Raw genomic sequence first — 26,733 nt, 5'->3', positions numbered from 1 at the left:
TTTGGGGCGTGAGATCTGGCATCCCCTCTTTGTGAGTTGCCTCCGGCACGTATCGTGAGTGCTTGCGGACCGTAAGCAGCCGACATCGGGGGCACAACGGGACGCAAGGCGAACGGATTTGACCAACCGGGCGGCCGGGGGAGGCATCGTGGACGACTACGCGGGTCGAGTGCTCGCCGACCGCTACCGCCTGCCGCTGCCGCCGTCGGACGAGTACGAACTCACCGAGACCCGCGCCTTCGACACCTACAGCGGGCAGGAAGTCCTGGTCCGCCAGGTGCCGTTGCCCGAGGTGGTCGAGGCGGAGGTGCTCGACGCCGAGGGGCTGCCCGACGGATTCACCGCGCGCGAGCGGGGTGCGGCACGGCGGCCCGCCGGCCGCGGCGGCACCCGGCGGCCCACCGACCCGGCCGTGCGGCGGGCGGTGGAGGCGGCCCAGGCCGCGGCCCGGATACCCGACCATCCCCGGCTCGACCAGGTCTTCGACGTGTTCGCCGAGGGCGGCTCGTTGTGGATCGTCAGCGAGATGGTGCCGGCGCGACCGCTTGCCGCGCTCCTCGCGGAGAAGCCGCTGACGCCGTACCGGGCGGCCGAGGTCGCCGCCGACGTGCTGATGGCGCTGCGGGTGCTGCACGCCCACGGCTGGGTGCACCGCAACATCACCGCGCGGACCGTGCTCGTCTGCGACGACGGGCGGGTGATGCTCACCGGGCTCGCCGTCGGCGCCGCGGAGGAGGCGCTGTGCGGGTACGACCCGGTGCCGCCCGCCGAGGGCGACGACGGCGCGGACCCCGCCGGGGCCGGCCCCGGCGGCCGGGGCGCGGCGGGTGCCGCCGTCTCGGTCGAGGTCGACCCGGAGGGCGCCCGTCGCGCCGCGATCGAGGCACGGGCCGCCGGCGGTCTTCCCCCGGCCGGCGCCGACCGTGGCGCGGGCGGCAACCGGGGTGGAGGCGGCGCGCCCGCCCCCCGGGCCGTGGAGGGCGGCGCGGACGTACGCGCCGCGCGGGCCGGGGCCATCGCCGCGTACCGGGCCGGTGCGCGGGCCGCGGCCCGGGTCCAGGAGGCCCAGCAGCACGACCGCACGGCCCTGCCGGGCGCCCGCCCGTCCCCGGAGGCGGGCGGCGGCACGGCTCAGCCGCCGTACGGCGCCGGTGCGGGGCAGCCGGGGTATCCGCCGCAGGGCGGCCCGGGGCAGCAGCCGTACCCGCCGGGGCAGGCGCCGTATCCGTCAGGCGGCGGGGCCGCCGGGCAGTCGCCGTACCCGCCCGCCCACGGGCCGCAGCCGCTTCCCGCCGCCGGGCAGCCCGCCGCGCCCCCCGCCGGCCCGCCCGGCCAGATCGCCGACCCCTACGGCGTACGCGCCACCCCCTGGCACGGCGCCGCACCCCGCACCGGGGCCGGACCCGCGCTCCCGGAGTCCGGCAACCGCCCGCCGGTTCAGCAGGGTCCGGGCCGCACCGCGCTGCCCCCCTCCGGCGTCGGCCCGCACGCCCCCGCCCCCGTACCGCGACCGGCCGGACCCACGGGCCCCGCCGCCGTACAGGGCCGCCCCCCGCACGCCGCCCTCCCCGGCGCCCAGGGCCCCGGCGCCCAGGTCGGTCCGCCCGGCGGGCCCAGCCGGTGGGAGGAACTGGCCGCCGAGGCGCCCGTGCGGCGCGGCCCGGCGACCGCGCTGGCCGCGGAGCGCGCACGGCAGGCCCGGATGGCCGTCGTCGGACCGGTCACCGAGCGGTGGGCTCCCGAGCAGGCCGGCCCCGTCCACGAGAACTGGCAGCTGGCGGCGCCGATCGGCCCCGCGACCGACCTGTGGGCGCTCGGCGCGCTGCTCTTCCGGGCCGTACAGGGCCACGCCCCGTACCCGGAGGAGTCCACCGCCGAACTGGTGCAGCTCGTCTGCGCCGAACCGCCCGCCTTCGCCGAGGAGTGCGGACCGCTGCGGCCGGTCGTGGAGTCCCTGCTGCGCCAGGACCCCACCGAGCGGCTCGACTTCGAGGAGCTGCGCGGCTGGCTGCGTTCGCTGGTCCGCTCCGCGCCCGAGCCGGACGCCGGTGCGTACGTCGTCGCCGCGCCGCCCGTCGACACCAGCCGTCTTCCGGTGGTGCGCCGCCGGGGCGAACTCGTGCGCAAGCGGCGGGCCCAGCTCCCCGCGCACCACGGACGCCACAAGCGGGCCCGGGAGGAGGCCGCGTCACCGCGCCGCCTCGGCCGCACCCTGCTTCTGCTGGTGCTGCTCCTGATGGCCGGCGCCATCGCCTACGCCGTGCTCTTCATGCCCAAGGCCGGCACCGACGGCACCGGCGACACCGGCCGGACCGGGGCCACCGGCGAGGCCAGTGGCGCGCCGGAGGCCAGCAGCGAGCCCCGCCCCGACCAGACCACACCGAACCCCACCGGAACCCCCTCGAAGACGGCGGACTCCAACGAGTCGCAGACCACCGGGCCCGAGACCGCCGACGGCTTCGCCCTGCGCGCCGACGACGAGGGCTTCCGGGTCGCCGTCGCCAACGGCTGGGACCGGACCCCGAAGAACGGACGCGGCCAAGTGCTCTACACCCACGGCGACTTCGAGCTGATCGTCGTCCCCGGCCGGGACAGCGCCTCGCAGTTCGGGGCCGACCCGATGGCGTACCAGCGCGAGAGCGAGCCCGAGCTCCAGCCCTACCGGGACTCCAGCTGGGCCACCTCCACCGGTCTGAAGACCATCGAGGTGGGCGGACGGACCATGGCCGAGGGCCAGTTCACCTGGACCGACGACGCGGGCCGGGAGAGGTACGTACGCAATCTCGCGATCCTGGTCGACGGCCGGTTCCATGTCGTGCAGGTGCGCGGCCCGGAGGCGGAACGGGACGAGGTGACACGGCTGTTCGAGCAGGCGTCGACCACCTACCAGGTCACCGGGTGAACGGTCTCCCCGACTGTCGGTGACGGAGAGCGGACGGTTCCCTTCCAGGGGTGGAAGCGACAACAGTCACAGTGGTGTCTCTGTGCCGTGCCGCCAGTTCCCTGTGCGCGACCCGGTCCCTAATGTGACCCTGTCAAGAGCATTGCGGGGCAACGTGAATCAGATGCAGGGCCGGCTTCTCGCGGGTCGCTACCGGCTGGCCGACGCCATCGGTGCCGGAGGCATGGGCCGGGTGTGGCGGGCGCACGACGAGGTCCTCCACCGGGCCGTCGCGATCAAGGAGTTGACCGCGGGGCACTTCGTGTCGGAGAGCGACCGGGACCGGCTGCTCGCCCGTACCCGGGCGGAGGCCCGCGCGGCGGCCCGGATCAACCACTCCGCCGTGGTCACCGTGCACGACGTCCTCGACCACGACTCCCGGCCGTGGATCGTGATGGAGCTCGTCGAGGGCAGGTCCCTGGCCGACGCGGTCAAGGAGCGGGGCTCCGTCGAACCGCGCGAGGCCGCCCGGATCGGACTGTGGGTGCTGCGGGCCCTGCGCGCCGCGCACACCGCCGGTGTCCTGCACCGCGACGTCAAGCCCGGCAACGTGCTGCTCGGCGACGACGGCCGGGTCCTGCTCACCGACTTCGGCATCGCGCAGATCGAGGGCGACACCACCATCACCCGCACCGGAGAGGTCGTCGGCTCCGTCGACTACCTCGCCCCGGAGCGGATCCGCGGCCACGACCCCGGCCCGGCCTCCGACCTGTGGGCGCTCGGCGCCACCCTGTACACCGCCGTCGAGGGCAGATCGCCGTTCCGCCGCACCTCGCCGCTGACCACCATGCAGGCCGTGGTGGAGGAGGAGGCGGACCGGCCGGAGAACGCCGGACCGCTCGGTCCGGTCATCGCGGCCTTCCTCCACAAGGACCCCGCGGCACGCCCCGACGCCGCCGCGGCCGAGGCCATGCTCGCCGAGGCCGCGGAGGGACGGCGGCCGCCCGCGGCGCAGACGTACGTGCCGACGCAGGCCGCGCACCCGGCGGCCACCCCCGAGGCCCGTACGACCCCGGAGGCGGCCCCCGCCACGCCGTACCCTCCGGCGTCGGCGTACGCACCGGCCACGCCGTACCCACCGGCGTCGGCGTACTCACCCGCCACGCCTTACCCCCCGGCCTCGTACCCGCCGCCCGCCGGTCCGTCCCGGGCGCGGCGGCTGCGCGGTCTCGCGCTCGTCGTGGTGCTCGCCGCGCTGGTCGGCGGGGGCACGGTCGCCGCGCTCCAGAAGTGGGGCCAGGGCGAGCGCTCCGACGGGACGTCCTCCTCGCCGAGCCCGACGCCCACGGACGCCGACACGCCGACGGACAAGCCCACGGACAAGCCCACCGGTTCGGCCACGCCCGGCGAGACCCCGCGCGACAACACCCCCGCCGGCTGGGTCGCCGTCAGCGACCCCCTGGGCTTCGGGATCTCCGTGCCCGAGGGCTGGGAGCGGACCAACCCCACCGAGTCCGGCGACATCCGGTCGGTCGACTACTCGCCCGACGGCGGCCGGAACCTGCTGCGCATCTCCGTGGACGGCGCGCCGGACTTCGACGAGGCGTACGCCCACCAGGTCTCCCTGGACAAGGGGTTGGCCAAGCGGCTCGTCGACTACACCACGCTCTCCCTGGAACCCGTCGTCTACCGGGACCGCCAGGCGTCCCGGATGGAGTGGACGTGGACCGCGCTGGCCAAGGACACGGCCTTCCCGGGGCCGTACCGGGCCGTCGACCAGATGTACATCGCCGACAGCGGGGTCGAGTACGCCTTCTACATGGCCGCCCCCGCCGGTGAATGGGAAGTCGCCGAGGAGCGGTTCGAGAGCGTGCTGCGGAGCTGGCGCGAGGGCTGAACCGACCGCCCACCTGCTGCGAACGCGCCACAGCTCTCGCACAGTTGGCCGGTCGGCACCGCGGAAGAGGGCCGTCCGGCGGGGCATGATGGGACGTATGGCGACCCATGGGGATCAGGGGGACGGCGACGTCCGGATCATCGCGGGACGTTACCGGCTGGAGGACCGGATCGGACGCGGCGGGATGGGCGTGGTGTGGCGGGCCACCGACCAGCTGCTCGGACGGCGTGTCGCGGTCAAGGAACTGCCCTTCGACGAGACCGACTCCGGCTCGCACTCCCCGGCCGAACTCCGGCTGCGCCGTGAGCGCACCCTGCGCGAGGCGCGGGCGGTCGCACGGCTGCGCCATCCACACGTCGTCGTCGTGCACGACGTGGTGGAGCACGCCGAACGGACGTACATAGTGATGGAGTTGATCGACGGCGGCTCGCTCGCCGACCTGATCCACACACACGGTCCCGTCGACCCCGCCGAGGCCGCCCGGATCGGCGCCGACCTGCTCAGCGCGCTGCGGACCGCGCACACGGCCGGGGTGCTGCACCGGGACATCAAGCCCGCGAACGTGCTCGTCGACGCCACCACCGGCCGGGTCGTCCTCACCGACTTCGGCATCGCCCAGGTGGCCGGTGCCAGCACCCTCACCGAGACCGGCACCTTCGTCGGCTCCCCCGAGTACACCGCGCCCGAGCGGATGTCCGGCGCCGCCGCCGGACCCGCCGCCGACCTGTGGTCGGTGGGCGCGCTGCTGTGCACGGCGGTCAGCGGTGAGTCGCCGTTCCGGCGCGACACGCTGGGCGGCATCCTGCACGCCGTCGTCTCCGACGAGATCCGGCCGCCGCCGCAGGCCGCACCCCTGCTGCCCGTCGTACGGGGCCTGCTGGAGCGCGACCCGCCGCGGCGGCTGGAGGCGGCCCGCGCCGAGTGGATGCTCCGCGACTACCTCGCCACCGGCCGGACCCCCGGAGCGCCCGCCGGGTCGGTCTGGCGTTCCCCCCGGGGCGTGCTGGTGAGCGTGCTCCTGGCGGTGGCGGTGGTGGTCGCGGGGGTGTCGGCGGTGGCGATGCTCATAAATGGGAGATAAGCCGTGCCTCGGGTCACGGGTCTGTGACCGGACACCGTTCGAGGTGGATTGACGGGCCCTTGGCGCGATATGGATGGATGCATGAGCAGCAACGGGGGAGGCCCTTACGGGGCCGACGAACCAACCAGTTTCGGTCTGCAACCGCCGAGACCGTCCGCGGGTGTTCCACAGCCGCACCACGTGCCCCACCCGGGCAACCCGTACGCGGCACCCGCCCAGGTCGCGCCGCCCGCCGCCCCGGAACCCACGCAGGTCGCGCCGCAGCGGCCCGCCGCCCCGGAACCCGGCACCGGCCGCCTGATCGCGGGCCGCTACCGGCTGCTGAGCAAACTCGGCCACGGCGGCATGGGCACGGTGTGGCGGGCCAAGGACGAGACCGTGGACCGCGAGGTGGCCGTCAAGGAGCCCCGCATCCCGGACCACCTTCCCGAGCGTGAACGCGCCAACGCCTTCGAGCGGATGCGCCGCGAGGCCCGGGCCGCGGCCCGGCTCGACCACCCCAGTGTCGTCAACGTCCACGACGTCGCCGTCGTCGACGGCCAGCCGTGGATCGTGATGGAGCTGGTCCAGGGCCGCTCCCTGGGCAGCGCCCTCCAGGAGGGCACCCTCGGCGCCCGCGACGCCGCCCGCGTCGGCCTGGAGGTGCTCGGCGCACTGGAGGCCGCGCACGCGGCGGGCATCCTGCACCGGGACGTCAAGCCGGACAACGTGCTGCTCGGACGGCACGACCGGGTCGTGCTCACCGACTTCGGCATCGCGCAGATCGAGGGCGAGACCAACCTGACGGACACCGGCGGCTTCGTCGGCTCGCCCGAGTACATCGCCCCCGAGCGGGTGCTGGGCCAGCGCCCGGGCCCCGCCAGCGACCTGTGGTCCCTCGGCGTGGTGCTCTACGCGGCGACCGAGGGCGTCTCCCCGTTCCGCCGCAGCAACACCCCGGCCACCCTCCAGTCCGTCCTCAACGCCACCCCGGCCGCGCCCGCCTCCGCGCAGGGCCCGCTCGCCGAGGTCATCACCGGGCTGCTCCAGAAGGACCCGGCCCGCCGTCCCAACGCGGCGCAGACGCGTGCGCTGCTGGAGGCGGCCGCCAACCCGCCGGCGCTCGCGCCCACCCAGGTCGTGCCGTTCGCGCCGGCCGGGGGCGGCGGCGGAGTGCGCGTCGGCCGGGGGACGCTCGTCGGGATCGGTGCGGCCTTCCTCGCCGTGGTCGTCGCAGCGGCCGGCCTGGTCCTCGCCGACCCGTTCGGGGACGAGGAGAAGCCGGACCCCTGGGCCCGGCACGCGCACACGAACCTCGGCGTGACCCTGAGCGTGCCCGAGGAGTACAAGGTGGGCAAGCCGGACGCGGACAACTCCGACCAGAACTGGGTCACTTACACGGACCTGAGCGGCGCCATCTGGATCCGTGCGCAGGTCGCCCGCAAGAAGGACGACACCTCGGGCACCATCAAGAACTCCGCGGCAGCCGAGATGTACGCCGACAACGAGACGTTCAAGGCCAGCGGCGACTACGACCTCGGTATGCCCGAGGGGCCCCGGACGGAGACCGAGGAGACTCGGTACAAGGGCAAGAAGTCGGCGCTGAACACGGTTCGCTACGACACCAACGACCTCCAGAACCCGCGCCCGCGCGAGGTGCAGCTCTTCTACTACAAGTCGTCCGGGGGCGACATGTACAAGGTGCTGATCAGCTACCCGGGCGACGGCGACTTCACCGAGCGGGGCCAGGAAGTGGCGGCGAACGTCATCCAGGACCTGGAGATCAAGCCCCTCTGAACTGGCGCCGCCCCGGCCGCGCGCGGTAGGCATGGCGCATGAGTGACAAGCGGGTCGGCCGGGGCGCCGAGGAGCGGGTGGTCGGCGGCCGGTACCGGCTGCTCGAACGCATCGGCTCGGGCGGCATGGGCACGGTGTGGCGCGCGCACGACGAACTGGTCGAGCGCGAGGTCGCCGTGAAACAGCCCCGGTTGCCCGGCGACCCGGAGGACGAGGCCCACCAGCGGGCCGCGCACCGGCTCTACCGCGAGGCGCGGGCCGCCGCCCGGGTCGACCATCCGTCCGCCGTCTCCATCCACGACGTCGTCGTCGAGGAGGAGGACGGACTGCCCTGGATCGTCATGGAGTTGATCCGCGGCGAGTCCCTGCACGAGTTGCTCCGGCGCGGCCCCGTGGAGCCCGCCGAGACGGCCCGGATCGGCCTCGCGGTCCTCGGCGCGCTGCGCGCCGCGCACTCCGTCGGCATCGTGCACCGGGACGTGAAACCCGCCAACGTGCTGATCGGCGGGCACGGCAGGGTCGTCCTCACCGACTTCGGCATCGCCCATGTCCAGGGCGAGGAGTCCCTCACCGCCACCGGGGAGTTCGTCGGCTCCCTGGAGTTCGTCGCGCCCGAGCGCATGTCCGGCCGCACCGCCGGCCCCGCCTCCGACCTGTGGTCCCTCGGCGTCCTGCTGTACGCGGCCGTGGAGGGATGGTCCCCGTTCCGCCGTACGACGGTGCAGTCCACGCTCGCCGCGATCCTCTCCGCCGAACCGCCCGAGCCCGAACGGGCCGGCGCCCTCACCCCGCTGCTGGCCGGGCTGCTGGCGAAGGAACCCGAGCTGCGCCCGGACGCCGAGGAGTGCGCGGCGGCCCTGGCGGCGGTGGCCGGTGGGCCGGGCGACCCGGAGGAGCCCCCGGTCGGGGCCGAGCCCCAGGACGCCGCGCGGCTGGCGGAGTTCGGGGACGACATCGGCACGGTGCGGCTGGCGGCGGAACCCGAGACGAGGGTCGGGCCGAGGCCCGGCGGGGCGCCGGCGGGGGAGGGGGCCGGCCCCGTGTCCGCCGAGCCGATACGCGGGGAGGCGTCCGCCGAGCCCCTGGCCGGGGAGGCCGCACCTGCCGAGCCCCTCCCCGGGGAGGTGTCCGCCGAGCCGATATCCGTCATACGTCCCCCTGGTGCCACCTCCGCCCCGCCCCGCCGCCGCCCCCTGCACCGCCGCCCGCTCCCCCTGGCCGGCGTCGGCGCCCTCCTGGTCGCCACCGCCTGGACGGGCATCGCCCTGCTGGCCCACCCCGACACCGGCGCGACCACCCGAGGCACCGGAAGCACGGGCAGCACCGGGAGCACAGGCAGCACCGGGAACACGGACAGCACAGGCAGCACCGGGAGCACCCCCGGCTCCACCCCCGGCTGGTCCGCCCACCCCGAGAAGGCCATGGGCGCCACGCTCGCCCTCCCCGACCAGTACGAGGAGTTCGCCCGGCAGGGCAGCGACACCTTCCAGCCCCGCGCCGTCGAGTACGCGGCCGGCTCCGTCCAGGTCCGCCTCACTCAGTGGGACAAGGCGCCCGGAACGCCCATGCGTCAGGCCGAGCAGCACGCGGCGACCTGGGAGTTCTTCGACGACCCGCAGACGCAGTACACCCGTACGAGCTTCCGGGGCTGGGAGGCCGTCCAGTCCGACAGCACCTACGGCGAGCCGGAGCTGCGGCGCCGCGTGATGGAACTCTTCGTCCGCACCGACGACGGCCGGCTCTACGAACTGCGCGTCGAGATGCCCAAGGGCACGGCCGAGGAGAAGCGCGGCACCGCCGTTTTCAAAAGTGCCCGCGACCGGCTCACGATTGCCACAACGCCCTGATCAGCGCGTTCGTTGCCAGCGCTCACTGGCAACATGTGAGCGGACGGTGAATCCCCGTTACCGACGGGTACACAAAGCCCTCGCCGCGGCATACCCTGCGGCTCATGACGGAGACCCAGGCCCCGGCACAGACCGGCACGAACCCCCTCGCCCCCGCCCCGGAGGGCGCCCGTACCGCCGCCGACGTGGTCACCCCGGAGCTGGTCGCCCAGCTGACCCGGGGCGTCACCGGCTCGGGCCGTACCGCCAACCACTCGCCGTACACCGGCGAGAAGCTGGCCGACCTGCCCGAGTCCACCCCCGAGGACGTCGAGAAGGCGTTCGCCGCGGCCCGCGCCGCCCAGGAGATCTGGGCGCAGACCCCGGTACGGCAGCGCGCCGCCGTGCTGCTGCGCTTCCACGACCTGGTGCTGGCCCGTCAGGCCGAGGTGCTGGACCTCATCCAGCTGGAGACCGGCAAGGCCCGGCTGCACGCCCACGAGGAGGTCCAGGCCGTCGCCGTCGCCTCCCGGCACTACGGCCGCAGGGCCGCCGCCTACCTGCGCCCCAAGCGGCACACCGGCGCGATACCGACCCTCACCAAGGTGACCGAACTGCGCCACCCGCGCGGCGTCATCGGCCAGATCGCACCCTGGAACTACCCGCTGGAGCTGTCCGTCGGCGACGCCCTGCCCGCGTTCGTCGCCGGCAACGCCGTCGTCATGAAGCCGGACACCGAGACCTGCCTGACCGCCCTGTGGGCCCGTGACCTGCTCATCGAGGCCGGACTGCCCGCCGACGTCTTCCAGGTCGTGCTCGGCGAGGGACCGGTCGTCGGACCCGAGGTCGTCCGCCACGCCGACTACGTCTCCTTCACCGGCTCCACCCGCACCGGCCGCGAGGTCGCCCAGGGCGCCGCCGCCCGCCTGGTCGGCGTCTCCCTCGAACTCGGCGGCAAGAACGCCATGCTGGTCCTGGAGGACGCCGACATCGAGAAGGCCGCGGCGGGCGCCGTACGCGCCTGCTTCTCCTCCGCCGGCCAGCTCTGCATCTCCATCGAGCGGCTCTACGTCCACGAGTCGATCGCCGACGCCTTCCTGGAGCGCTTCGCCGCCCGCACCCGGGCGATGCGGCTCGGCAGCTCCCTCGCCTACGGCGCCGACATGGGCTCCCTGGTCGGCGAGCGGCAGCTGGAGACCGTCAAGCGGCATGTGGAGGAGGCCGTCGCCAAGGGCGCCAAGCTCGTCGCGGGCGGTGTCGCCCGCCCGGACATCGGCCCGTACTTCTTCGAGCCGACCATCCTCGACGGCGTCGAGGCGCCGATGGCGGTCTGCACCGAGGAGACCTTCGGCCCGGTCGTCTCCATCTACCGCTTCAGGACCGAGGACGAGGCCGTCGAGCACGCCAACTCCACGCCGTACGGGCTCAATTCCTCGGTCTGGACGAAGGACGGCGGCCGTGGCCGCGCGGTCGCCGCCCGGCTGCGCACCGGCACGGTCAACGTCAACGAGGGCTACGCCCCGGCCTACGGCAGCGTCCAGTCGCCCATGGGCGGCATGAAGGACTCCGGCCTCGGCCGCCGGCACGGCTCGGAGGGCATCCTCAAGTACACCGAGGCCCAGACCGTCGCCCACCAGCGCCTGCTGCCCATGGCGCCCTCGCTCGGCATGGACGACGAGAAGTACGCGGCGTTCATGAGCCGCAGCCTGCGCCTGATGAAGGCCTTCCGCTTCCGCTAGAAGCGCCCGGAGCCGCCCGGACACACCGGGAAGCCTTGGGGAGCACCCCGAACCACCGAACCACCGCCGCACTGCTGGCTCAAAGGAGAGAACGCACGTGCCTCTGGACGCGTACGACTACGACGTCATCGTCGTCGGATCGGGCTTCGGCGGTTCGGTGACCGCCCTGCGCCTGACCGAGAAGGGTTACACCGTCGGGGTCCTGGAGGCAGGACGCCGCTTCACCCGGGACAGCCTGCCGAAGAACTCCTGGGACCTGAAGAACTACCTCTGGGCGCCGAAGCTCGGGCTCTTCGGCATCCAGCGCATCCACCTGCTCGGCAACGTCATGGTCCTGGCCGGCGCCGGCGTCGGGGGCGGCTCGCTCAACTACGCCAACACCCTCTACGTGCCGCCGACTCCGTTCTTCGAGGACCCGCAGTGGCGGGACATCACCGACTGGCAGGAGGAACTGCGCCCGTACTACGACCAGGCCAAGCGCATGCTCGGGGTGCGGCTCAACCCGACGATGACGCCCTCGGACGTCCATCTGAAGGACGCCGCCCAGCGGATGGGCGCCGGGGACACCTTCCACATGGCGCCGGTCGGCGTGTTCTTCGGCGACGGCGAGGACGGGCAGGGCACCCGGGCGAAGCCGGGCGAGAAGGTCGCCGACCCCTACTTCGGCGGCGCCGGCCCGGAGCGCAGCGCCTGCACCGAGTGCGGCGAGTGCATGACGGGCTGCCGCCACGGCGCCAAGAACACCCTCAACGAGAACTACCTCCACCTCGCCGAGAAGGCCGGCGCGGTCGTGCACCCGATGACCACGGTCGTCTCGGTGACCGGTGACTCCCAGGACGGCTACGCCGTCACCACCGTCCCCACGGGCCGGCGCCGCAAGGGCGAGGGCCGCACCTTCAAGGCCCGCCGGGTCGTCCTCGCCGCCGGCACCTACGGCACCCAGACCCTGCTGCACCGGATGAAGGCGAGCGGGCGGCTGCCGTACCTCTCGCCGCGCCTCGGCGAGCTGACCCGGACCAACTCCGAGGCCCTGGTGGGCGCGCAGACCGACAACCGGCGCTACCGCAGGGCCACCGGCGAGAAGAAGGTCGACTTCACCCGGGGCGTCGCCATCACCTCCTCCGTCCACCCCGACGCCAGCACGCACATCGAGCCGGTCCGCTACGGCAAGGGCTCCAACTCCATGGGCAGCCTGACGATCCTCCAAGTGCCCTACACCGAGGGCGCGTCCAGGTTCGCGGCCTGGCTCGGCAACGCCGTACGGCACCCGATGCTCGTCCTGCGCTCCCTGTCCAACCGGCGCTGGTCGGAGCGGACCATCATCGGCCTGGTGATGCAGTCGCTCGACAACTCCCTGACGACGTACCTGAAACCGGACGGCGTCGGCAAGGGCATGCTCACCGCCCGGCAGGGCCACGGCGCGCCCAACCCGATGCAGATCAAGGCCGCCACGGACGGCGCCACAGCGCTCGCGGAGTCGATCAACGGCTTCGCCGGCTCCAACATCGGCGAGCTGATGGGCACCCCGCTCACCGCGCACTTCCTGGGCGGCTGCCCCATCGGTTCCTCGCCCGAGAACGGCGTCATCGACCCGTACCACCGCCTCTACGGGCACCCGGGCATCTCGGTGGTCGACGGCGCCGCGGTCTCCGCGAACCTCGGCGTGAACCCCTCGCTGACCATCACCGCGCAGGCCGAGCGGGCGATGTCGTACTGGCCCAACAAGGGCGAGCCGGACACCCGTCCCGAGCAGCACCTGCCCTACGAGCGGCTCCAGGCCGTCGAGCCGAAGACGCCCGCGGTCCCGGCGGACGCCTTCGGCGCGCTGCGGCTGCCGTTCCTGGGGATGCCGACGGTGCCGCCGAAGAAGTGACGCGGGTGCGTCACGCGAACAAGTGACGGCAAAGGAAAAGGACCTGCGCCCCCCTCCGAGCGCAGGTCCTCTCCTTGCTTGTGCCGGGATGCCGGGGCTTACGCCTCGGCGCCCTCCTGACGGCGCCTCATCGCGAAGACCACACCGGTACCGGCGAGCACCGCGATACCGCCGATGGTCGCGACGACCGGCAGGTTCGAGTCCGAACCGGTCTCGGCCAGCTCACCGTCGACGTCGACCTCGTCGACGTCGGTGATCTCGTCCTTGCCGCCGGTCTGCGGCTTGGAGTCGTCCGGCTTCCCCGCGTCGGAACCGGCCGGCAGGACCTCGAAGAAGTAGATGCCGTAGTTCTCGTCCTCGGAGGTCCAGCAGGCGTCCTCGGTGGAGTACTCCGCCAGACCGATGGCGATGCCGATCGCGCTCGGGACGTCACGGCTGATGTTCAGCCGCAGGTCGTAGCTGATCGACTGGCCGCCCTCGAGGGTGAAGGTGTTGAGCGCGCCGCCCTCGCCGAACTGGGTGGCCAGGTCGACCCAGGTGCCGCCGCTCCTGACCTGCACGGTGATCAGGTCGGTGTAGTCGTCCTCCAGCTCCCAGTCCATCGCGGCGACACCGACGACGGGCAGGATGTTCTCGATCCTCTCGTCGCCGGAGTTGCTGACGTTGAACTTGAAGTTCGTCCAGCCGCTGCCGGCCACGACGGTCTCGGGCAGGCCGCTCAGCGAGCTGTGCAGCACCTGGCTGATGTCGTAGACCGGGTCGCCGTACTCGTCGACCGGGCACTCCTCGACGACGACCTCGTCGTCGTCCTCGTCCTCCGACTCCTCGTCGGACGGGGTGCTCTCGGACGGCGCGGGGGAGCTCTCACCGGCGGCGGGGCTGCTGTCGGCCGGGGCCGGGCTGCTCTCCCCGGCCGCCGGGGAGGAGTCGGCGGGCGCGGGCGAGGTCTCCTCGTCGGCCGGCGTCGACTCCGTCTCGGACGGCGTGGTCTCGGGGGTGGTCTCCGGCGCGCTCGGCGTGCTCTCCGTCGCCGACGGCGACGGCGTCACGTCGTCCGTGGCGAACGCGGCGGGGGCGGACAGCAGCGCGATCGGCGCTATGGCGGCCGTCGCGGCCGCGGCGGCCAGGGCGCGGCGAAGCTTCATGAAGACCTCAAGGTGTACGGCGCGCGCGGAGGCGTTCCGGCGCACGATGTGGGTGAGGCCTCCGCGATGGGGGCGCGGATGTGGCCCTTGGTACGCCTGGTTTGATCCACGAGCCCCGCCGATGGTTGCGGTCCCGCTTACGGCTTTCTTATGTGTCACGCGTCACAGGCATGTGCGCTCGGCACATGCCTCGGGGTGGCTGCATGGGTTCCGGCATGACGTCGTCGGGCCGACGGGCCGACGGGCGGGCGGGCCGGCGGGCCGGTGCCGGACATGGCGAAGGGCCCCGCGGGACGGATCCGCGGGGCCCTTCTTCCGTCAGCACCGACGTCAGGGCAGCGTCGGTGCCGGGGAGCGGCGCCGGGGGGTTGCGCCGCTGGTCTGCTGTGCCGGTCTCGGCATGGGTGCGACGGGTCGTCGCCGACGGGACCTGGGGGACGGGCCGGGTTCCCGCCGGTCGGCCCCGGGCGTCCCCGGAGCCGACCGTCTCTTGGGTGACCGGGCTGCTGTCCCCTGCCGTCCGGTCACTTGACTGGAGCGAGGTCCCACGACGCACGGCACGATCCGTACGTCTCACCGCTCCAGCGAAGCCACGCGTGGTTCTTTCGGGCCCGCCTCTGGGTGACACGGACAACAGCTCCAACGAAGCGCCGGGCGTCCCGGTCACGCGCCGTACGGGTGAGGGTGCGCCCGAACTCAGATGCGACCGCGGCACAGTTCGAGCAGCGTCATCGCCAGCGCCGTACCCGGCTTGCCGAGCGCCTCGCGGTAGTGGTCGAGGATCTCCATCTCGCGGGAGAGGTTCACCCGGCGCCCGCCGGAGGTGATCCGGGCCTCCTGGATGACGGCCGAGACGGCCACCCGTTCCTGGATCAGGCCGATGATCCGGTCGTCCAGCGCGTCGATGCGCTCCCGGGCGCCGGTGATCACGGAGGCGGCCTCGTCGGTGCGGGCACCGGTCTTCTCCGCGGCGGTGGTCCTGTCGATGGCGCCGGTCCTGTCCGTGGCGGTGCTCTTGTCCGTGGCGGTGGTGGTCATGAAGGGGGCTCCTGTACGGGGTGGGGTGCCCCGGATCGGCAAGGCCCGGACACGACAGACGCCCCGGGCCTTGTCGGCCCGGGGCGCCTGGGAAGTCGCTTGTCAGTAGCTCAAGCGGCACGACCATGGCAGCCGGCGGGCCGGTTGCCATAGGTAAAGAGGAAGGTCGTCTGCGTGAGCATGCGGTCAGTATGCAGTCCCGCACGGTGACCGCCCAAACCGGTTCGCATCCTGAGACGTCCCGAGACGCGATCCGGTGGTGGGCGCCCCGTTAGAATCGGTGCCACAGCCCTTGTCAAGCCGCCGGAAGGCAACCCGTGTCACCAGCGACCCACGCCGCCCCCGACACCGTCCTGGTCGTCGACTTCGGCGCGCAGTACGCCCAGCTCATCGCCCGCCGCGTCCGCGAGGCCCGGGTCTACAGCGAGATCGTGCCGAGCACCATGCCGGTCGCGGAGATGCTCGCCAAGAACCCGGCGGCGATCATCCTCTCCGGCGGCCCCTCGTCGGTCTACGAGCCGGGCGCCCCCCGCCTCGACCGCGCGCTGTTCGAGGCCGGCGTCCCCGTCTTCGGCATGTGCTACGGCTTCCAGCTGATGGCGCAGAGCCTCGGCGGCACCGTCGACAACACCGGCGCCCGCGAGTACGGCCGCACCGACCTGCACGTCTCCCGCTCCGCCTCCACCCTCTTCGAGGGCACCCCGGACGAGCAGCACGTGTGGATGTCGCACGGCGACGCCTGCTCCGCCGCCCCCGAGGGCTTCACCGTCACCGCGTCCACGGACGTCGTCCCGGTCGCCGCCTTCGAGAACGACGACAAGAAGCTCTACGGCGTCCAGTACCACCCCGAGGTCATGCACTCCACGCACGGCCAGCAGGTGCTGGAGCACTTCCTCTACCGCGGCGCCGGTCTCACCCCGTCGTGGACCACGGGCAACGTCATCGAGGAGCAGGTCGCCGCGATCCGCGCCCAGGTCGGCGACAAGCGCGCCATCTGCGGCCTGTCCGGCGGCGTCGACTCCGCGGTGGCCGCCGCCCTCGTGCAGAAGGCCATCGGCTCCCAGCTGACCTGCGTCTACGTCGACCACGGTCTGATGCGCAAGAACGAGACCGAGCAGGTCGAGAAGGACTTCGTGGCCGCCACCGGCGCCAACCTGAAGGTCGTCGACGCGCAGGAGCGGTTCCTCGACGCGCTGGCCGGCGTCTCCGACCCGGAGACCAAGCGCAAGATCATCGGCCGCGAGTTCATCCGCGTGTTCGAGCAGGCGCAGCTGGAGATCCTCCAGGAGGACGGCCCCGAGGTCGCCTTCCTGGTGCAGGGCACCCTCTACCCGGACATCGTCGAGTCCGGCGGCGGCACCGGCACCGCCAACATCAAGTCCCACCACAACGTCGGCGGCCTCCCCGACGACATCGAGTTCGAGCTCGTCGAGCCGCTGCGCCAGCTGTTCAAGGACGAGGTCCGCATGGTCGGCCAGGAGCTGGGCCTGCCCGAGGAGATCGTCCAGCGCCAGCCGTTCCCCGGCCCCGGCCTCGGCATCCGCATCGTGGGCGAGGTCACCCGGGAGCGCCTGGACCTGCTGCGCGAGGCCGACGCCATCGCCCGCGAGGAGCTGACCGCGGCCGGCCTCGACCGCGACATCTGGCAGTGCCCGGTGGTCCTGCTCGCCGACGTCCGCTCGGTCGGCGTCCAGGGCGACGGCCGCACCTACGGCCACCCGATCGTGCTGCGCCCGGTCTCCTCCGAGGACGCCATGACGGCCGACTGGTCGCGCCTGCCGTACGACGTCCTGGCGAAGATCTCCACCCGGATCACCAACGAGGTGCGGGACGTCAACCGAGTGGTCCTCGACGTGACGTCGAAGCCGCCGGGCACCATCGAGTGGGAGTAGGCGCTCCCCGTGGGTACGCCTAGGTGCGCTTGATCAGGCGCGTCGGCTGACCGGGCTTCCAGACCTGGAGGACGAGGTACTTCTCGTCCTCCACCCAGGTCCGGACGACCTCCGTCAGCTCGGTACGGAAGAGGTGGAACGGCTCCGGCGGTTCCACCTCTTCGCTGTACGCGGCCTTCTCCGCCGGGTCCTCGACCTCGAACGCCCGGCCGCTGATCCGGACGTCACCGCCGCCCATCGACTGGCCCTCCCCGGGGTTCGCCTGGAGCGCGAAACGCGGGTCGCGGCGCAGGTCGAGCGCCTTGAGAGAGTTCGGCATCATGCCGAGCCACAGCCCGCCGCCGCGGAAGGTCACCTCGAGCCCGGTGGTGCGCGGGGAGCCGTCCTTGCGGAGGGTGGCGAGGACATGGTGCGTGAAGGCGCCGAAGCGCTCCTCGACGGTCCTCGCGAGGTCGGGTTCGGCGGCGGTCAGGTCGGCCCAGCTGTTCGTCATACGCCGAGTCTCGCGCCGAATCCCGACACCCGCTGTCCGGATATCCCGGGCTCCGGGGGCGGGGTGCGGCGCTCAGGGGCGTACGAACCGCTCCGCGCCCTGCTCGTCGCGCACCGGCGTGCAGCCGGCCGCGGTCAGGCGCTCGGCGAGCTTGGCGCGGCGGGCCGTGTTGATGCGCAGGGTGAGCAGCAGGAACGCCGGGGTCAGCGCGGCGAGCGTGAGCAGCACCGCGAACTTCCCGGTGACCGCGGCCAGCAGCACGAACAGCAGCGGGAACGCCCAGGACATGGTGATCAGCTGCTTGCGGTTGGCGGCGGCGCCGAGGGCGTCGTACCGGATGAGCGTGGCGATCAGGTCGACATCCGGCTGCGCCTCGGGCACCGGCGTCAGGGAGCCCTGGTACATGCCGGGCACCGGGCCGCCCGCGCCCGCCTGCGGGAACGCGGCCGCGTTGGCCGCCGCGCGCTGCTGGGCCCGCGGGTCGAAGTCACGGACCATGCGGACGCAGAGCATCTTCTGCTTGCCGATGTGCCGGACGTCCGCGTACCGGAAGCCGTAGCACTCGGCGATGTAGGCGAGCGCGCCGATGGTCTCCCACTCGGCGAAGGGGTGGATGAGCTCGACCACGTCCTGCGAGGCGAGCTGCCGCATGAGGGCGGAGACATGACGGTCGGCGATGCTCACGGGGACTCCTGGCATTCCTGGCGATTCTGGCTGAAAAATGACGCTGAACTACTGATTCCGGATACCAGACCGCCCAGCCCCTGAAAGGGTTGTGCGTCATCTTTACAACTCGGCCCTGCCCTTTTGCCCTGACCGAAGGTAACTTCCGGGCCGTAAAGGACCAGCGCAGGAGGCTGCCACATGCCCGGGCCCACCCCACCGCTTCCGCTCCCCACCGACCGGCTGCGCTTCGCCATGCCGCCGATGCACGAGTCGGCCGAGGACGAACGCCGGCACCGCAAGGAACGGCTCGCCGGCGCGCTGCGGGTCTTCGGGCGGCTCGGCTTCGAGGACGGTGTCTCCGGGCACATCACCGCACGCGACCCGGAGTACTCCGACTGCTTCTGGGTGAACCCCTTCGGGATGCCCTTCCGGCACGTCACCGTCAGTGACCTCGTCCTGGCCAACTCCGACGGGCAGGTCGTCGAGGGCCGCTACCACGTCAACCAGGCCGCCTTCACCGTCCACGCCCAGGTGCACGCCGCACGCCCCGACGTCGTCGCCGTCGCCCACTGCCACTCCGTGCACGGCCGCGCCCTCGCCGCCCTCGGCGAACTCCTCGACCCGATCACCCAGGAGAGCTGCGCCTTCTACGAGGACATCGCCCTCTACGACGCCTACAGCGGAGTCGCCGTGGACACCGTCGAGGGCCGCCGCATCGCCGGCGCGCTCGGCTCCCGCAAGGCGCTGGTCCTGCGCAACCACGGGCTGCTCACCGTGGGGGACTCGGTGGACGCGGCGGCCTGGTGGTTCCTGTCCCTGGAGCGCTCCTGCCAGGTGCAGCTCACCGCGAGGGCGGCGGGCCGGCCCGTCCTGATCGACCACAAGGCGGCGGTCGCCACCCGGGAACAGCTCGGCGGCGACCTGGTCGCGTGGATCAACTACCAGCCCATGTGGCAGGACATCAGCCGCAGCGAACCGGACCTGCTGAGCTGAGCCTGTCTAGAAGTCCCGCAGGACGGCGGCCTTGGTCAGCGTGAACTCCTCGTCCGTCAGCACCCCGTCGCGGTACAGCTCGCCCAGCTCCCGCAGCCTGCGCAGCAGCACGTCGTGACGGTCGGCGGGCGGCGACGGCACGGTCGCGGCGGTCGGACGGGCCCGCTCGGCGTGACCGCCGCCGGTCCGGGTGGAGGGGTGCGGGAGCCGCGCGGTCACCGCGGTGGCGACGAGCGCGGTGAGCAGATCGCGCCGGGCGCTGCCCCACAGATCGAGGGCGTACGGGTCCTTCTCCGGCGGGAGCTTCGCGAACGCCGTCTCCCGGGTCACGAACCGCAGAAAGCCGTCCTCGTGACCGGTGTTGGGCAGCCACTCCACCGCCGAGACCTCGGCGATACCGAGAATCCGCGGCCCGGTCGCCCGCTTGACCCGGTCGGAGGTGTCGGCCCAGTCCACCCGGATCCGGCCACCGTCGAAGGAGACCGTGCCGTCCGAGGAACGCACCGCGACCGGGACCGGCGGCCCGGGCAGCAGATACGCCTTCGTCGGCTCGCCGGGGACCTGGTCCAGCAGCAGCGAGCGACGGATCTCCTCGACCACGTACTCCGCCGCCCCCGCCCCGTCCGCCTCCACCGCCAGCCGGTACGGGTCCGCCGGTTCCGGCAGCCGCCCGCCCGTCGCCTGGAGGAGCGGATCGGCCCCCTCGCGCAGCCGCATCCGCAGCCTGCCGCGCCTGCGCTCCGGCTCGAAGGCGACACCGGCCACCGCCTCCAGCGGGACCGCGATCTCCCCGTACGTCCGCCGGAACAGGGACACCGAACGGTGCAGCCCCGGGGTGATCCGCACCGTGCCGCCGTCGAAGGCCCAGGACCCGTCGCGCTGGATGATCTCGGCCATGGGGGGATTCTCCCAGCCGGGTCAACACGAGGCCCGCGACCTCGCCGCGGACCGGCTTCCCACGGACCGGACCTGCCCGCCGGACCCCCCGTGGCGTAGGGCACAATTCGCTGTCATTGCAATGGAGTTGTGGCGGTACGGAGCGCGGGGAAGGCAGGCGTCGGACGTGGCGGTGCAGGAGGCGAGACAGGGCTCGGACGCGGGCGCGGGAGCGCACGCGGGTGGCTGCACCTGCGGGGACTGTCCGCACGGGGCGCGGGCCGGACACCGGCGCGCGGTGGCCGAGTTCCTGGTGAAACGGGACGAGTTCGCCGCCGGACAAGGAGTCCCGGCGGCGGTGGCGCACTCCGCCTCGGCGTCCCGGCAGTGGGTCTCGGAAGAACTCACCCAGTCCGCCGAACTGGTCGCCGAACGCGGCCGCGCCGAGGGCGAGGCATGGCTGGCCCGGCTGTGGCACCGCACCGCGTTCACCGTGTGGGGCCTGGTGGTCCTGCTGCTCCTCGCGCAGGCGCTCACCGCGGTCGGCACGGGCTGGAGCAGCGCCCGCACCGCCGGACTCCTCGCCGCGGTGATCACCGCCGGGGCCCTGACGGCGGCCTCCTGGTTCCACCGCGCCCGGGGCGGCTCCCTGGCCCCCGTCATCGGCGAGGACAACCGCCTGTCCACCTCCCGTGCGGTCGCCGCGGTCTGGGTGCTGTTCGTGGCCTACGCGGTGCTGGTCCTGGTCGGCCGCCTCGCCGTCGCCTCCGACCCCGCCGAACGCGACGCCCTCATCTCCGGCCTCGAACTCGCCCGCGGCGCCGGGGTGGTGACGGTCCTCGCGGTGGTCTGCGCCATCGCCGTACTGGTCCGCCGCGTCGTCGGGCTGCGGGTCCTGGGACAGCGGCTGCAGAAGGTCCGCGCCGACCGGCCCCGCGCGGCCGACCTCCTCACCGACGACGCCGGACGCGGCACCTTCGCCGACATCCAGTACGTCGTGATCAGCGCCGTCGCCCTGCTGTTCGCCGCCGTCCGCCTCGCCCGTCGCCCCGACCAGCTCCCCGACCTGCCCTGGGGTCTGGCGGTACTGGTCCTGATCTCCGCGGCCACCTACGTCGCCGGCAAGTACGCCGAGGGCGGCCGCCCCATCATCCTCTCCGTCGTGCGCTCCCGCGAGGCCGGCGACCTCGACGCCCCCATCCGGACCGGCGACGACATCGAGATCCGCGGCGCCGGCTTCGTACCGCCCGGCGCGCAGGGCGCGGAACGGCTGTCCCGGATGACCGTCCGCGTCGGCACCGTCCATGTCCATGTCCCGCTCGTCCCGGTGACCGGGGGCTTCAGCAACCCGACGGACGCCGTGCTGACCGTGCCCGTCCCGGCGGACGTGGAGCCCGGACGGGTCGAGGTCCAGGTGATCACCGCGGCGGGCGTGGAGACCAACCGCTACGCGATCGACGTGACGGACTGAGCGGGGGCCCCGTGCGGTTGCGGTCCGGGCTGCCGACGGCGGGCCGGGTCCGCTGACCTCGGCCGTCGACCGGTGGACAGGCGGGGGCGAAATCCGGTCGAGCCGGTGAGAATGGGCGGGTCAGGATTGAGCGGGCTCCGGTCGGTGTACGTATCGTCCTTTGAGGGGCACGTCCCGACGGGCGAGAGGCGGCACCGATGACTCACGGCTTCCGTACCGACACGCATGACCCCTATCTGGACGGCGGCCACGACTGGCGTGAGCTGGCCACCCGCTACTGCCTTCTCCCGTTGCGGATCTTCCTCGGCGTCACCTTCGTCTACGCCGCCCTCGACAAGCTCACCGACAGCGCCTTCCTGAAGGACTCCGGGTCCGGCTCCATCGGCGACATGATGCGCGCCGTCCGCGACTCCTCCGCCATCCCCGCGATGGTCGACGCCGCCCTGGACAACCCCGTCGCCTTCGGTTACGCCATCGCCCTCGGCGAACTGGCCGTCGGCATCGGCACCCTCCTCGGCCTGTTCGCCCGTGTCGCCGCCCTGGGCGGCGCCCTGATCTCCCTCAGCCTGTGGCTGACGGTCAGCTGGGCGGCGGAGCCGTATTACTACGGCAACGATCTTGCCTACTTGATGGCCTGGCTGCCCCTCGTCCTCGCCGGCGCCCCCTATCTCTCCCTCGACGCCATGATCCGGGCCCGGCGGCGGCAGCGGGCCGGATACCAGTAGGCGGCACCCCGCCGGAGCGAGTGTCCGCGACCGCGGTGGTGGTGGCGGGCGCCCGGTCCGGCTAGCGGGACGGGCCCGGCCGCTCGGGATGCGCCGCCGTGGAGCCGTCCCCATCGGTACGGCCCTCCCGGCGACGCCTGCGTATGTCCCCCGTCAGCACGGTGACCGTGCCGGCCAGGCCGAGGCCACCCAGCACCACCGGGATCACCACGAACCACGGTGTCTCCCAGGCCCCGCCCGCGTCACCGACGTAGATCACTCCCGCGAGGGCCAGGAACGCGCCCGCGACCAGTCGCCCGGGCTGGAACTCATGACGCAGCACGGCTGACCTCCGCCTGGCCTATCCCGACGTTCAGGTCGATCTCGATGGTGCCCGCGGCGTCGGCGCCCTTGGCGGGCCGCAGCGTCACCTCCTGGTGCTTGCCCGGCTCCACGTCCACGTCCTTCTTGTCGTCGCCCGGCAGCTGGATGTCGCCCACACCGACGTCGATGCTCGCCTTCACGGTGACGTCCGGCGGAACGATCACCTTCACCCGGCCGACGCCCACGTCTGCGCTGGTGCTCACCGTCTTCCCCTCGGCGACGTCCAGCGCGCTCAGATCCAGCGTGCCGACACCCGTGCCGAGGTCGTACCGGTCCTGGACGGCCGCCACGGTGGCCGGCTGCCAGGTCGTGCGTATCCACTCGGTGCCGATGTCCTTGGGCAGGGCGGCGGAGGCGGCCAGCAGACCCGCGGTGACGACCGCGAGGAATATGGACCCGGCGCCGGTGCGCCCCAGGAAGGAGCTGACCGCGATGCCCAGCCCGAACACCAGCAGCGCACAGGCCAGGCCGGTCTGGAGGCTGGTGCCGAGCGGGTGCTCGTCCCAGCTCGCACGCGTGCCCAGGGCGCCCGCGAACAGGGCCAGCAGCAGGATCCAGCCGCCCGTCCAGCGCGGGCCCCGCGGCTTCGGCGGCTCCGGGCGGCGGGTGCGCGGGTCGTGGCGGCCGGTGACGCCGCGGCCGATGGTGACGGCCGCCGCGACATCCCGGTCACGCGACTCACGGGGGCCCCACAGATAGCCGGTGCCTCCGTCGTGGGTGCCGTCCTTGACGATCGGGTCGCGCCACCAGGAGGGGTAGGCGGTGGGCACCGGGGGCGCCTTCGCCTCCGGCGGGGCGTCGGCGACGGCCTGCGCGGCGAGCGGATCGGGGTCCGCGCCGCCCCGCTGCCGCGACCAGTACCCGGCGCCCGCGAGCAGCAGGGAGAGTATGACGGCGAAGCTCAGCACCCCGCCGTTGCTCAGCATGGTCAGGAACACCCCGCACCCGACCAGCGCGAACAGCACCGCCGTCAGGGCCTGCCCGTCGACCCGGCCGGTCAGGAGCTTGCGGACCTCGTTCTCCTCGTCGTCCTCGTAGGGCACGAAGAGCCAGGCGAAGCCGTAGAAGATCAGGCCGAGGCCGCCGGTCGCGGAGAGCACCGCCAGGGTGATCCGGAAGATCACCGGGTCCATGTCGCACTGCCGGCCGAGGCCGGCGCACACCCCGGCGAGCATCTTGTGCGGCCGGTCCCGGCGGAACCGGCCGGGCGGCTCCGCGCCGCCCCCCTCTTCCCGCGGGTTCGCACGCCCCGCGCCCGCGCCGGGCGCGGCAGCCCCCGGCCCGGCGCCCGCGGCGGGGCGCGGGCCGGAGCCGGGTCCCGGACCCATCGCGGCGTGCTCGTGATCAGTCATGTGTCCATGGTGACGGCCGCGACGGCCCAGCGGCAGTGGGAACGACCCTGGCCGGACCCTGATATCGCCCCTGAGCCGGGGCCGGGGCCGGGGCCGGGGCCGGGGGCCGAGGGCCGGGGGCCGGGCCGGTTCCGGCTCAGGGGTGGTCGGGGACACGGGCCGGGACCGGTGGAGAGGCCGGTCGCGGGCCGTCGAAGGGTTGGCCGGGGTCGGCGTCGGGGGCCACCGAAGGCCCGGGCGGGGTCGGCGTCGGGGGCGGGTGGGGTTGGGCTGGGGCAGGGGGAGGCCTGGCGTGGGCTCGGGCGGGGCTGGGCAGGGCCCGGCAGGGGTGGGCCGGGGCGCGGCGGCGGGGCTTGGCGCGAGGCCGGGCGGGGCAGCGTGGGCATCGGCGGGAACTCAGCGGGAATCGACGGGAACTGGTTGGGGACCGACGGTGGGCCCGGCCGGGGCACGTGCCCTGCCGGGGCGCGGCGGGGGTTGGCATGAGCTCGACGAGAGGCAGGCCGGGGTCGGGGCCGGCGTGGGCTCGACGGGAGCTGGGTGGGAGCTGGGTGGGGTCGAAGATCGGGGGAGTCTCGGGGGTCAACCCTGATGCTCCGCTCGGCCGGTCGTGTGACCATCGGTGGCATGTCGGATGCCGCAGCAGCCCCCCTCGTCGAACCGCGGCCGCCGCGCAAGCTCTACCGCAGCAGCGACGGACGCTGGCTCGGGGGCGTGGCGCGAGGGCTCGCCGGTCATCTCGGGCTGCCCGTCATCTGGGTGCGGCTGGTCTTCGTCGGCCTGTTCATGGCGGACGGCCTCGGCGCCCTGCTATACGCCGCGTTCTGGTTCTTCGTACCGCTCGGCGTCGGCGGAGTCGCCGGACAAAGGCCGCCGTCCCTCGTCACCACCGAGACCTCGGCGGACGGCCGGCGCCGACTGATCGCCCGCCGCCCCGACAAGGGCCAGATCGTCGCCCTGCTGCTCATGGTCGTGGTCGCCATGGTCTTCGTGGGCAGCGTCGACCTCGGCAGCGGCGCCCAGGCCTACCTCTGGCCAGCCGTGCTGGTCGCCGCCGGCGTCGCCCTGGTCTGGCGGCAGGCGGACAACGCCCGCCGGGCCCGCTGGATGGCGGTCGGCCGCCGCCGACGCACCCTGACCCTGCTGCGCGCGGCCGGCGGAGTCCTGCTGGTCACCGCGGGAGTCTCCGGCATCTTCGTGCTCCAGGGCTCCGCCGCCCACCTCGGCTCCGTCCTCCAGGCGGCCCTCGCCGTCCTCGTCGGGATAACGCTCCTCGCGGGCCCCTATCTCGTCCGCATGACCCAGGACCTCTCCGAGGAACGCCTGATGCGCATCCGGGCCCAGGAGCGCGCCGAAGTCGCCGCCCACGTCCACGACTCGGTGCTGCACACCCTGACCCTGATCCAGCGCAACGCGGAGAACGCGGGCGAGGTCCGCCGGCTGGCCCGCGCCCAGGAGCGCGACCTGCGCACCTGGCTCTACAAGCCCGAGGGCACCGGAAAGGACGAGGAGGACGAGCCGACCACGCTCGCCGACGCGGTCCGGCGCAACGCCGCGGAGGTCGAGGACAAGCACGGCGTGCCCATCGAGGTCGTCGTGGTCGGCGACTGCCCCCTCGACGAGAAGATCGGCGCACAGATGCAGGCCGCGCGCGAGGCGATGGTGAACGCCGCCAAGTACGGTGGCGAGGGCGGCGCGGTGCAGGTCTACGCCGAGGTCGAGGGAAGACGGGTCTTCGTGTCCGTGCGGGACCGCGGTCCCGGTTTCGACCTCGATTCGATACCCGCCGACCGGATGGGCGTCAGAGAATCGATCATCGGCCGTATGGAGCGCAACGGCGGGACGGCGCGGCTGCGTCCCGTGCCCGACGGCGGCACGGAGGTCGAACTGGAGATGGAGAGGGCGGAGAAGACGTCATGAGCGACCCGACCGAGGCGAACGCGGAGCCCACCGGCACAGCGGGCGGGCGGCATGTGCGGGTGGTCCTCGTCGACGACCACCGTATGTTCCGCACGGGGGTCCAGGCCGAGATCGGCCAGACCGAGCAGACCGGGGTGGAGGTCGTCGGCGAGGCCGCGGACGTCGACCAGGCGGTCACGGTGATCACCGCGACGCGGCCCGAGGTGGTCCTCCTCGACGTGCATCTGCCGGGCGGCGGCGGCGTCGAAGTGCTGCGCCGCTGCGCCCCGTTGATGGCCGACGCCGAGCAGCCGGTCCGCTTCCTCGCGCTGTCCGTGTCGGACGCCGCCGAGGACGTGATCGGGGTGATCCGCGGCGGCGCGCGCGGCTACGTCACCAAGACGATCACCGGCACCGACCTGGTCGACTCCATCTTCCGGGTCCAGGAGGGCGACGCGGTCTTCTCGCCCCGCCTGGCCGGGTTCGTGCTGGACGCCTTCGCCTCCACCGACGCCCCGCCGGTCGACGAGGACATGGACCGTCTCACCCAGCGCGAGCGCGAGGTGCTGCGGCTCATCGCCCGCGGTTACGCCTACAAGGAGATCGCCAAGCAGCTGTTCATCTCGGTGAAGACGGTCGAGTCCCATGTCTCGGCGGTGCTGCGCAAGCTCCAGCTCTCCAACCGGCACGAGCTGACCCGGTGGGCGACGGCCCGGCGCCTGGTCTGAGGGCGCCCGCCGCGCCGGG

Annotated in this window: 20 protein-coding genes; 13 read left to right on the top strand and 7 right to left on the bottom strand. The window is 73.3% G+C overall.

What is annotated here, in order from left to right; all coding sequences use genetic code 11:
- Positions 1 to 148 precede the first annotated feature (148 nt).
- The 7 genes from ABT296_RS25375 to ABT296_RS25345 all read left to right on the top strand — a co-directional run bounded on the left by ABT296_RS25375 (position 149) and on the right by ABT296_RS25345 (position 13,073).
- Positions 149 to 2,902 carry a serine/threonine kinase C-terminal domain-containing protein gene (locus ABT296_RS25375; protein WP_351930946.1) on the top strand — a complete coding sequence of 918 codons (2,754 nt, stop codon included), beginning with the start codon at positions 149 to 151 and terminating at the stop codon, positions 2,900 to 2,902.
- A gap of 163 nt (positions 2,903 to 3,065) precedes the next feature.
- Complete coding sequence (locus tag ABT296_RS25370) at positions 3,066 to 4,778, top strand: serine/threonine-protein kinase (RefSeq protein ID WP_351930945.1); 1,713 nt, start codon at positions 3,066 to 3,068, stop codon at positions 4,776 to 4,778.
- Positions 4,779 to 4,875: 97 nt separating this feature from the next.
- Positions 4,876 to 5,859, top strand: a complete 984-nt coding sequence (locus ABT296_RS25365) for a serine/threonine-protein kinase (RefSeq protein ID WP_502977316.1) — start codon at positions 4,876 to 4,878, stop codon at positions 5,857 to 5,859.
- Positions 5,860 to 5,940: 81 nt separating this feature from the next.
- Positions 5,941 to 7,635, top strand: coding sequence for a serine/threonine-protein kinase (locus ABT296_RS25360; RefSeq protein ID WP_351930944.1), 1,695 nt, complete (start codon positions 5,941 to 5,943; stop codon positions 7,633 to 7,635).
- A gap of 38 nt (positions 7,636 to 7,673) precedes the next feature.
- Positions 7,674 to 9,482 carry a serine/threonine-protein kinase gene (locus tag ABT296_RS25355; RefSeq protein WP_351930943.1) on the top strand — a complete coding sequence of 603 codons (1,809 nt, stop codon included), beginning with the start codon at positions 7,674 to 7,676 and terminating at the stop codon, positions 9,480 to 9,482.
- A gap of 104 nt (positions 9,483 to 9,586) precedes the next feature.
- On the top strand, positions 9,587 to 11,200 hold the full coding sequence (locus tag ABT296_RS25350) for a succinic semialdehyde dehydrogenase (protein WP_351930942.1): 1,614 nt from the start codon (positions 9,587 to 9,589) through the stop codon (positions 11,198 to 11,200).
- A gap of 97 nt (positions 11,201 to 11,297) precedes the next feature.
- A complete protein-coding gene (locus tag ABT296_RS25345; protein ID WP_351930941.1) occupies positions 11,298 to 13,073 on the top strand; it encodes a GMC oxidoreductase in 1,776 nt (591 codons plus the stop codon).
- Positions 13,074 to 13,171: 98 nt separating this feature from the next.
- Here ABT296_RS25345 and ABT296_RS25340 read toward each other — a convergent pair whose 3' ends face one another.
- Both ABT296_RS25340 and ABT296_RS25335 read right to left on the bottom strand, forming a co-directional pair.
- Complete coding sequence (locus ABT296_RS25340; RefSeq protein ID WP_351930940.1) at positions 13,172 to 14,218, bottom strand: LAETG motif-containing sortase-dependent surface protein; 1,047 nt, start codon at positions 14,216 to 14,218, stop codon at positions 13,172 to 13,174.
- Positions 14,219 to 14,914: 696 nt separating this feature from the next.
- Complete coding sequence (locus ABT296_RS25335; protein ID WP_351930939.1) at positions 14,915 to 15,256, bottom strand: chorismate mutase; 342 nt, start codon at positions 15,254 to 15,256, stop codon at positions 14,915 to 14,917.
- Between the two features lie 317 nt (positions 15,257 to 15,573).
- Between ABT296_RS25335 and guaA the strand changes: the two genes are divergently transcribed.
- Entirely contained in the window at positions 15,574 to 17,148 is a 1,575-nt protein-coding gene (guaA, locus tag ABT296_RS25330; RefSeq protein WP_351930938.1) for a glutamine-hydrolyzing GMP synthase, read from the top strand.
- Positions 17,149 to 17,167: 19 nt separating this feature from the next.
- Here the strand turns inward: guaA and ABT296_RS25325 are convergent, their stop codons facing one another.
- Positions 17,168 to 17,641: a pyridoxamine 5'-phosphate oxidase family protein gene (locus ABT296_RS25325; protein ID WP_351930937.1), complete on the bottom strand. Its 474-nt coding sequence runs from the start codon at positions 17,639 to 17,641 to the stop codon at positions 17,168 to 17,170.
- 72 nt (positions 17,642 to 17,713) lie between these two features.
- A complete protein-coding gene (locus ABT296_RS25320) occupies positions 17,714 to 18,325 on the bottom strand; it encodes a hypothetical protein (RefSeq protein ID WP_351930936.1) in 612 nt (203 codons plus the stop codon).
- Positions 18,326 to 18,505: 180 nt separating this feature from the next.
- On the opposite strand from ABT296_RS25320, the gene ABT296_RS25315 reads away from it, so the two are divergent.
- Positions 18,506 to 19,300, top strand: coding sequence for a class II aldolase/adducin family protein (locus ABT296_RS25315; RefSeq protein ID WP_351930935.1), 795 nt, complete (start codon positions 18,506 to 18,508; stop codon positions 19,298 to 19,300).
- Between the two features lie 6 nt (positions 19,301 to 19,306).
- On the opposite strand, the gene ABT296_RS25310 is transcribed toward ABT296_RS25315, so the two are convergent.
- Entirely contained in the window at positions 19,307 to 20,197 is an 891-nt protein-coding gene (locus ABT296_RS25310) for a DUF4429 domain-containing protein (protein ID WP_351930934.1), read from the bottom strand.
- A 166-nt stretch (positions 20,198 to 20,363) separates the two neighbouring features.
- Between ABT296_RS25310 and ABT296_RS25305 the strand changes: the two genes are divergently transcribed.
- Both ABT296_RS25305 and ABT296_RS25300 read left to right on the top strand, forming a co-directional pair.
- Positions 20,364 to 21,647 carry a hypothetical protein gene (locus tag ABT296_RS25305; RefSeq protein WP_351930933.1) on the top strand — a complete coding sequence of 428 codons (1,284 nt, stop codon included), beginning with the start codon at positions 20,364 to 20,366 and terminating at the stop codon, positions 21,645 to 21,647.
- Positions 21,648 to 21,844: 197 nt separating this feature from the next.
- On the top strand, positions 21,845 to 22,372 hold the full coding sequence (locus ABT296_RS25300) for a DoxX family protein (protein WP_351930932.1): 528 nt from the start codon (positions 21,845 to 21,847) through the stop codon (positions 22,370 to 22,372).
- A 61-nt stretch (positions 22,373 to 22,433) separates the two neighbouring features.
- Here ABT296_RS25300 and ABT296_RS25295 read toward each other — a convergent pair whose 3' ends face one another.
- Positions 22,434 to 22,694 (bottom strand): hypothetical protein, encoded by a 261-nt coding sequence (locus ABT296_RS25295; RefSeq protein ID WP_351930931.1) that lies wholly within the window; start codon positions 22,692 to 22,694, stop codon positions 22,434 to 22,436.
- On the bottom strand, positions 22,681 to 24,087 hold the full coding sequence (locus ABT296_RS25290) for a PspC domain-containing protein (RefSeq protein WP_351930930.1): 1,407 nt from the start codon (positions 24,085 to 24,087) through the stop codon (positions 22,681 to 22,683). The genes ABT296_RS25295 and ABT296_RS25290 overlap by 14 nt, the downstream gene beginning before the upstream one ends.
- Positions 24,088 to 24,714: 627 nt before the next feature.
- Between ABT296_RS25290 and ABT296_RS25285 the strand changes: the two genes are divergently transcribed.
- Positions 24,715 to 26,007 carry an ATP-binding protein gene (locus ABT296_RS25285; protein WP_453172021.1) on the top strand — a complete coding sequence of 431 codons (1,293 nt, stop codon included), beginning with the start codon at positions 24,715 to 24,717 and terminating at the stop codon, positions 26,005 to 26,007.
- A complete protein-coding gene (locus ABT296_RS25280) occupies positions 26,004 to 26,714 on the top strand; it encodes a LuxR C-terminal-related transcriptional regulator (RefSeq protein WP_351930928.1) in 711 nt (236 codons plus the stop codon). Before ABT296_RS25285 ends, ABT296_RS25280 begins: the two co-directional genes overlap by 4 nt.
- The last annotated feature ends 19 nt before the right edge of the window (positions 26,715 to 26,733 follow it).

Source organism: Streptomyces sp. NPDC000983, from assembly GCF_040299205.1.
Lineage (GTDB): Bacteria > Actinomycetota > Actinomycetes > Streptomycetales > Streptomycetaceae > Streptomyces.
This window is presented reverse-complemented; position numbering and strand designations above follow the sequence as displayed.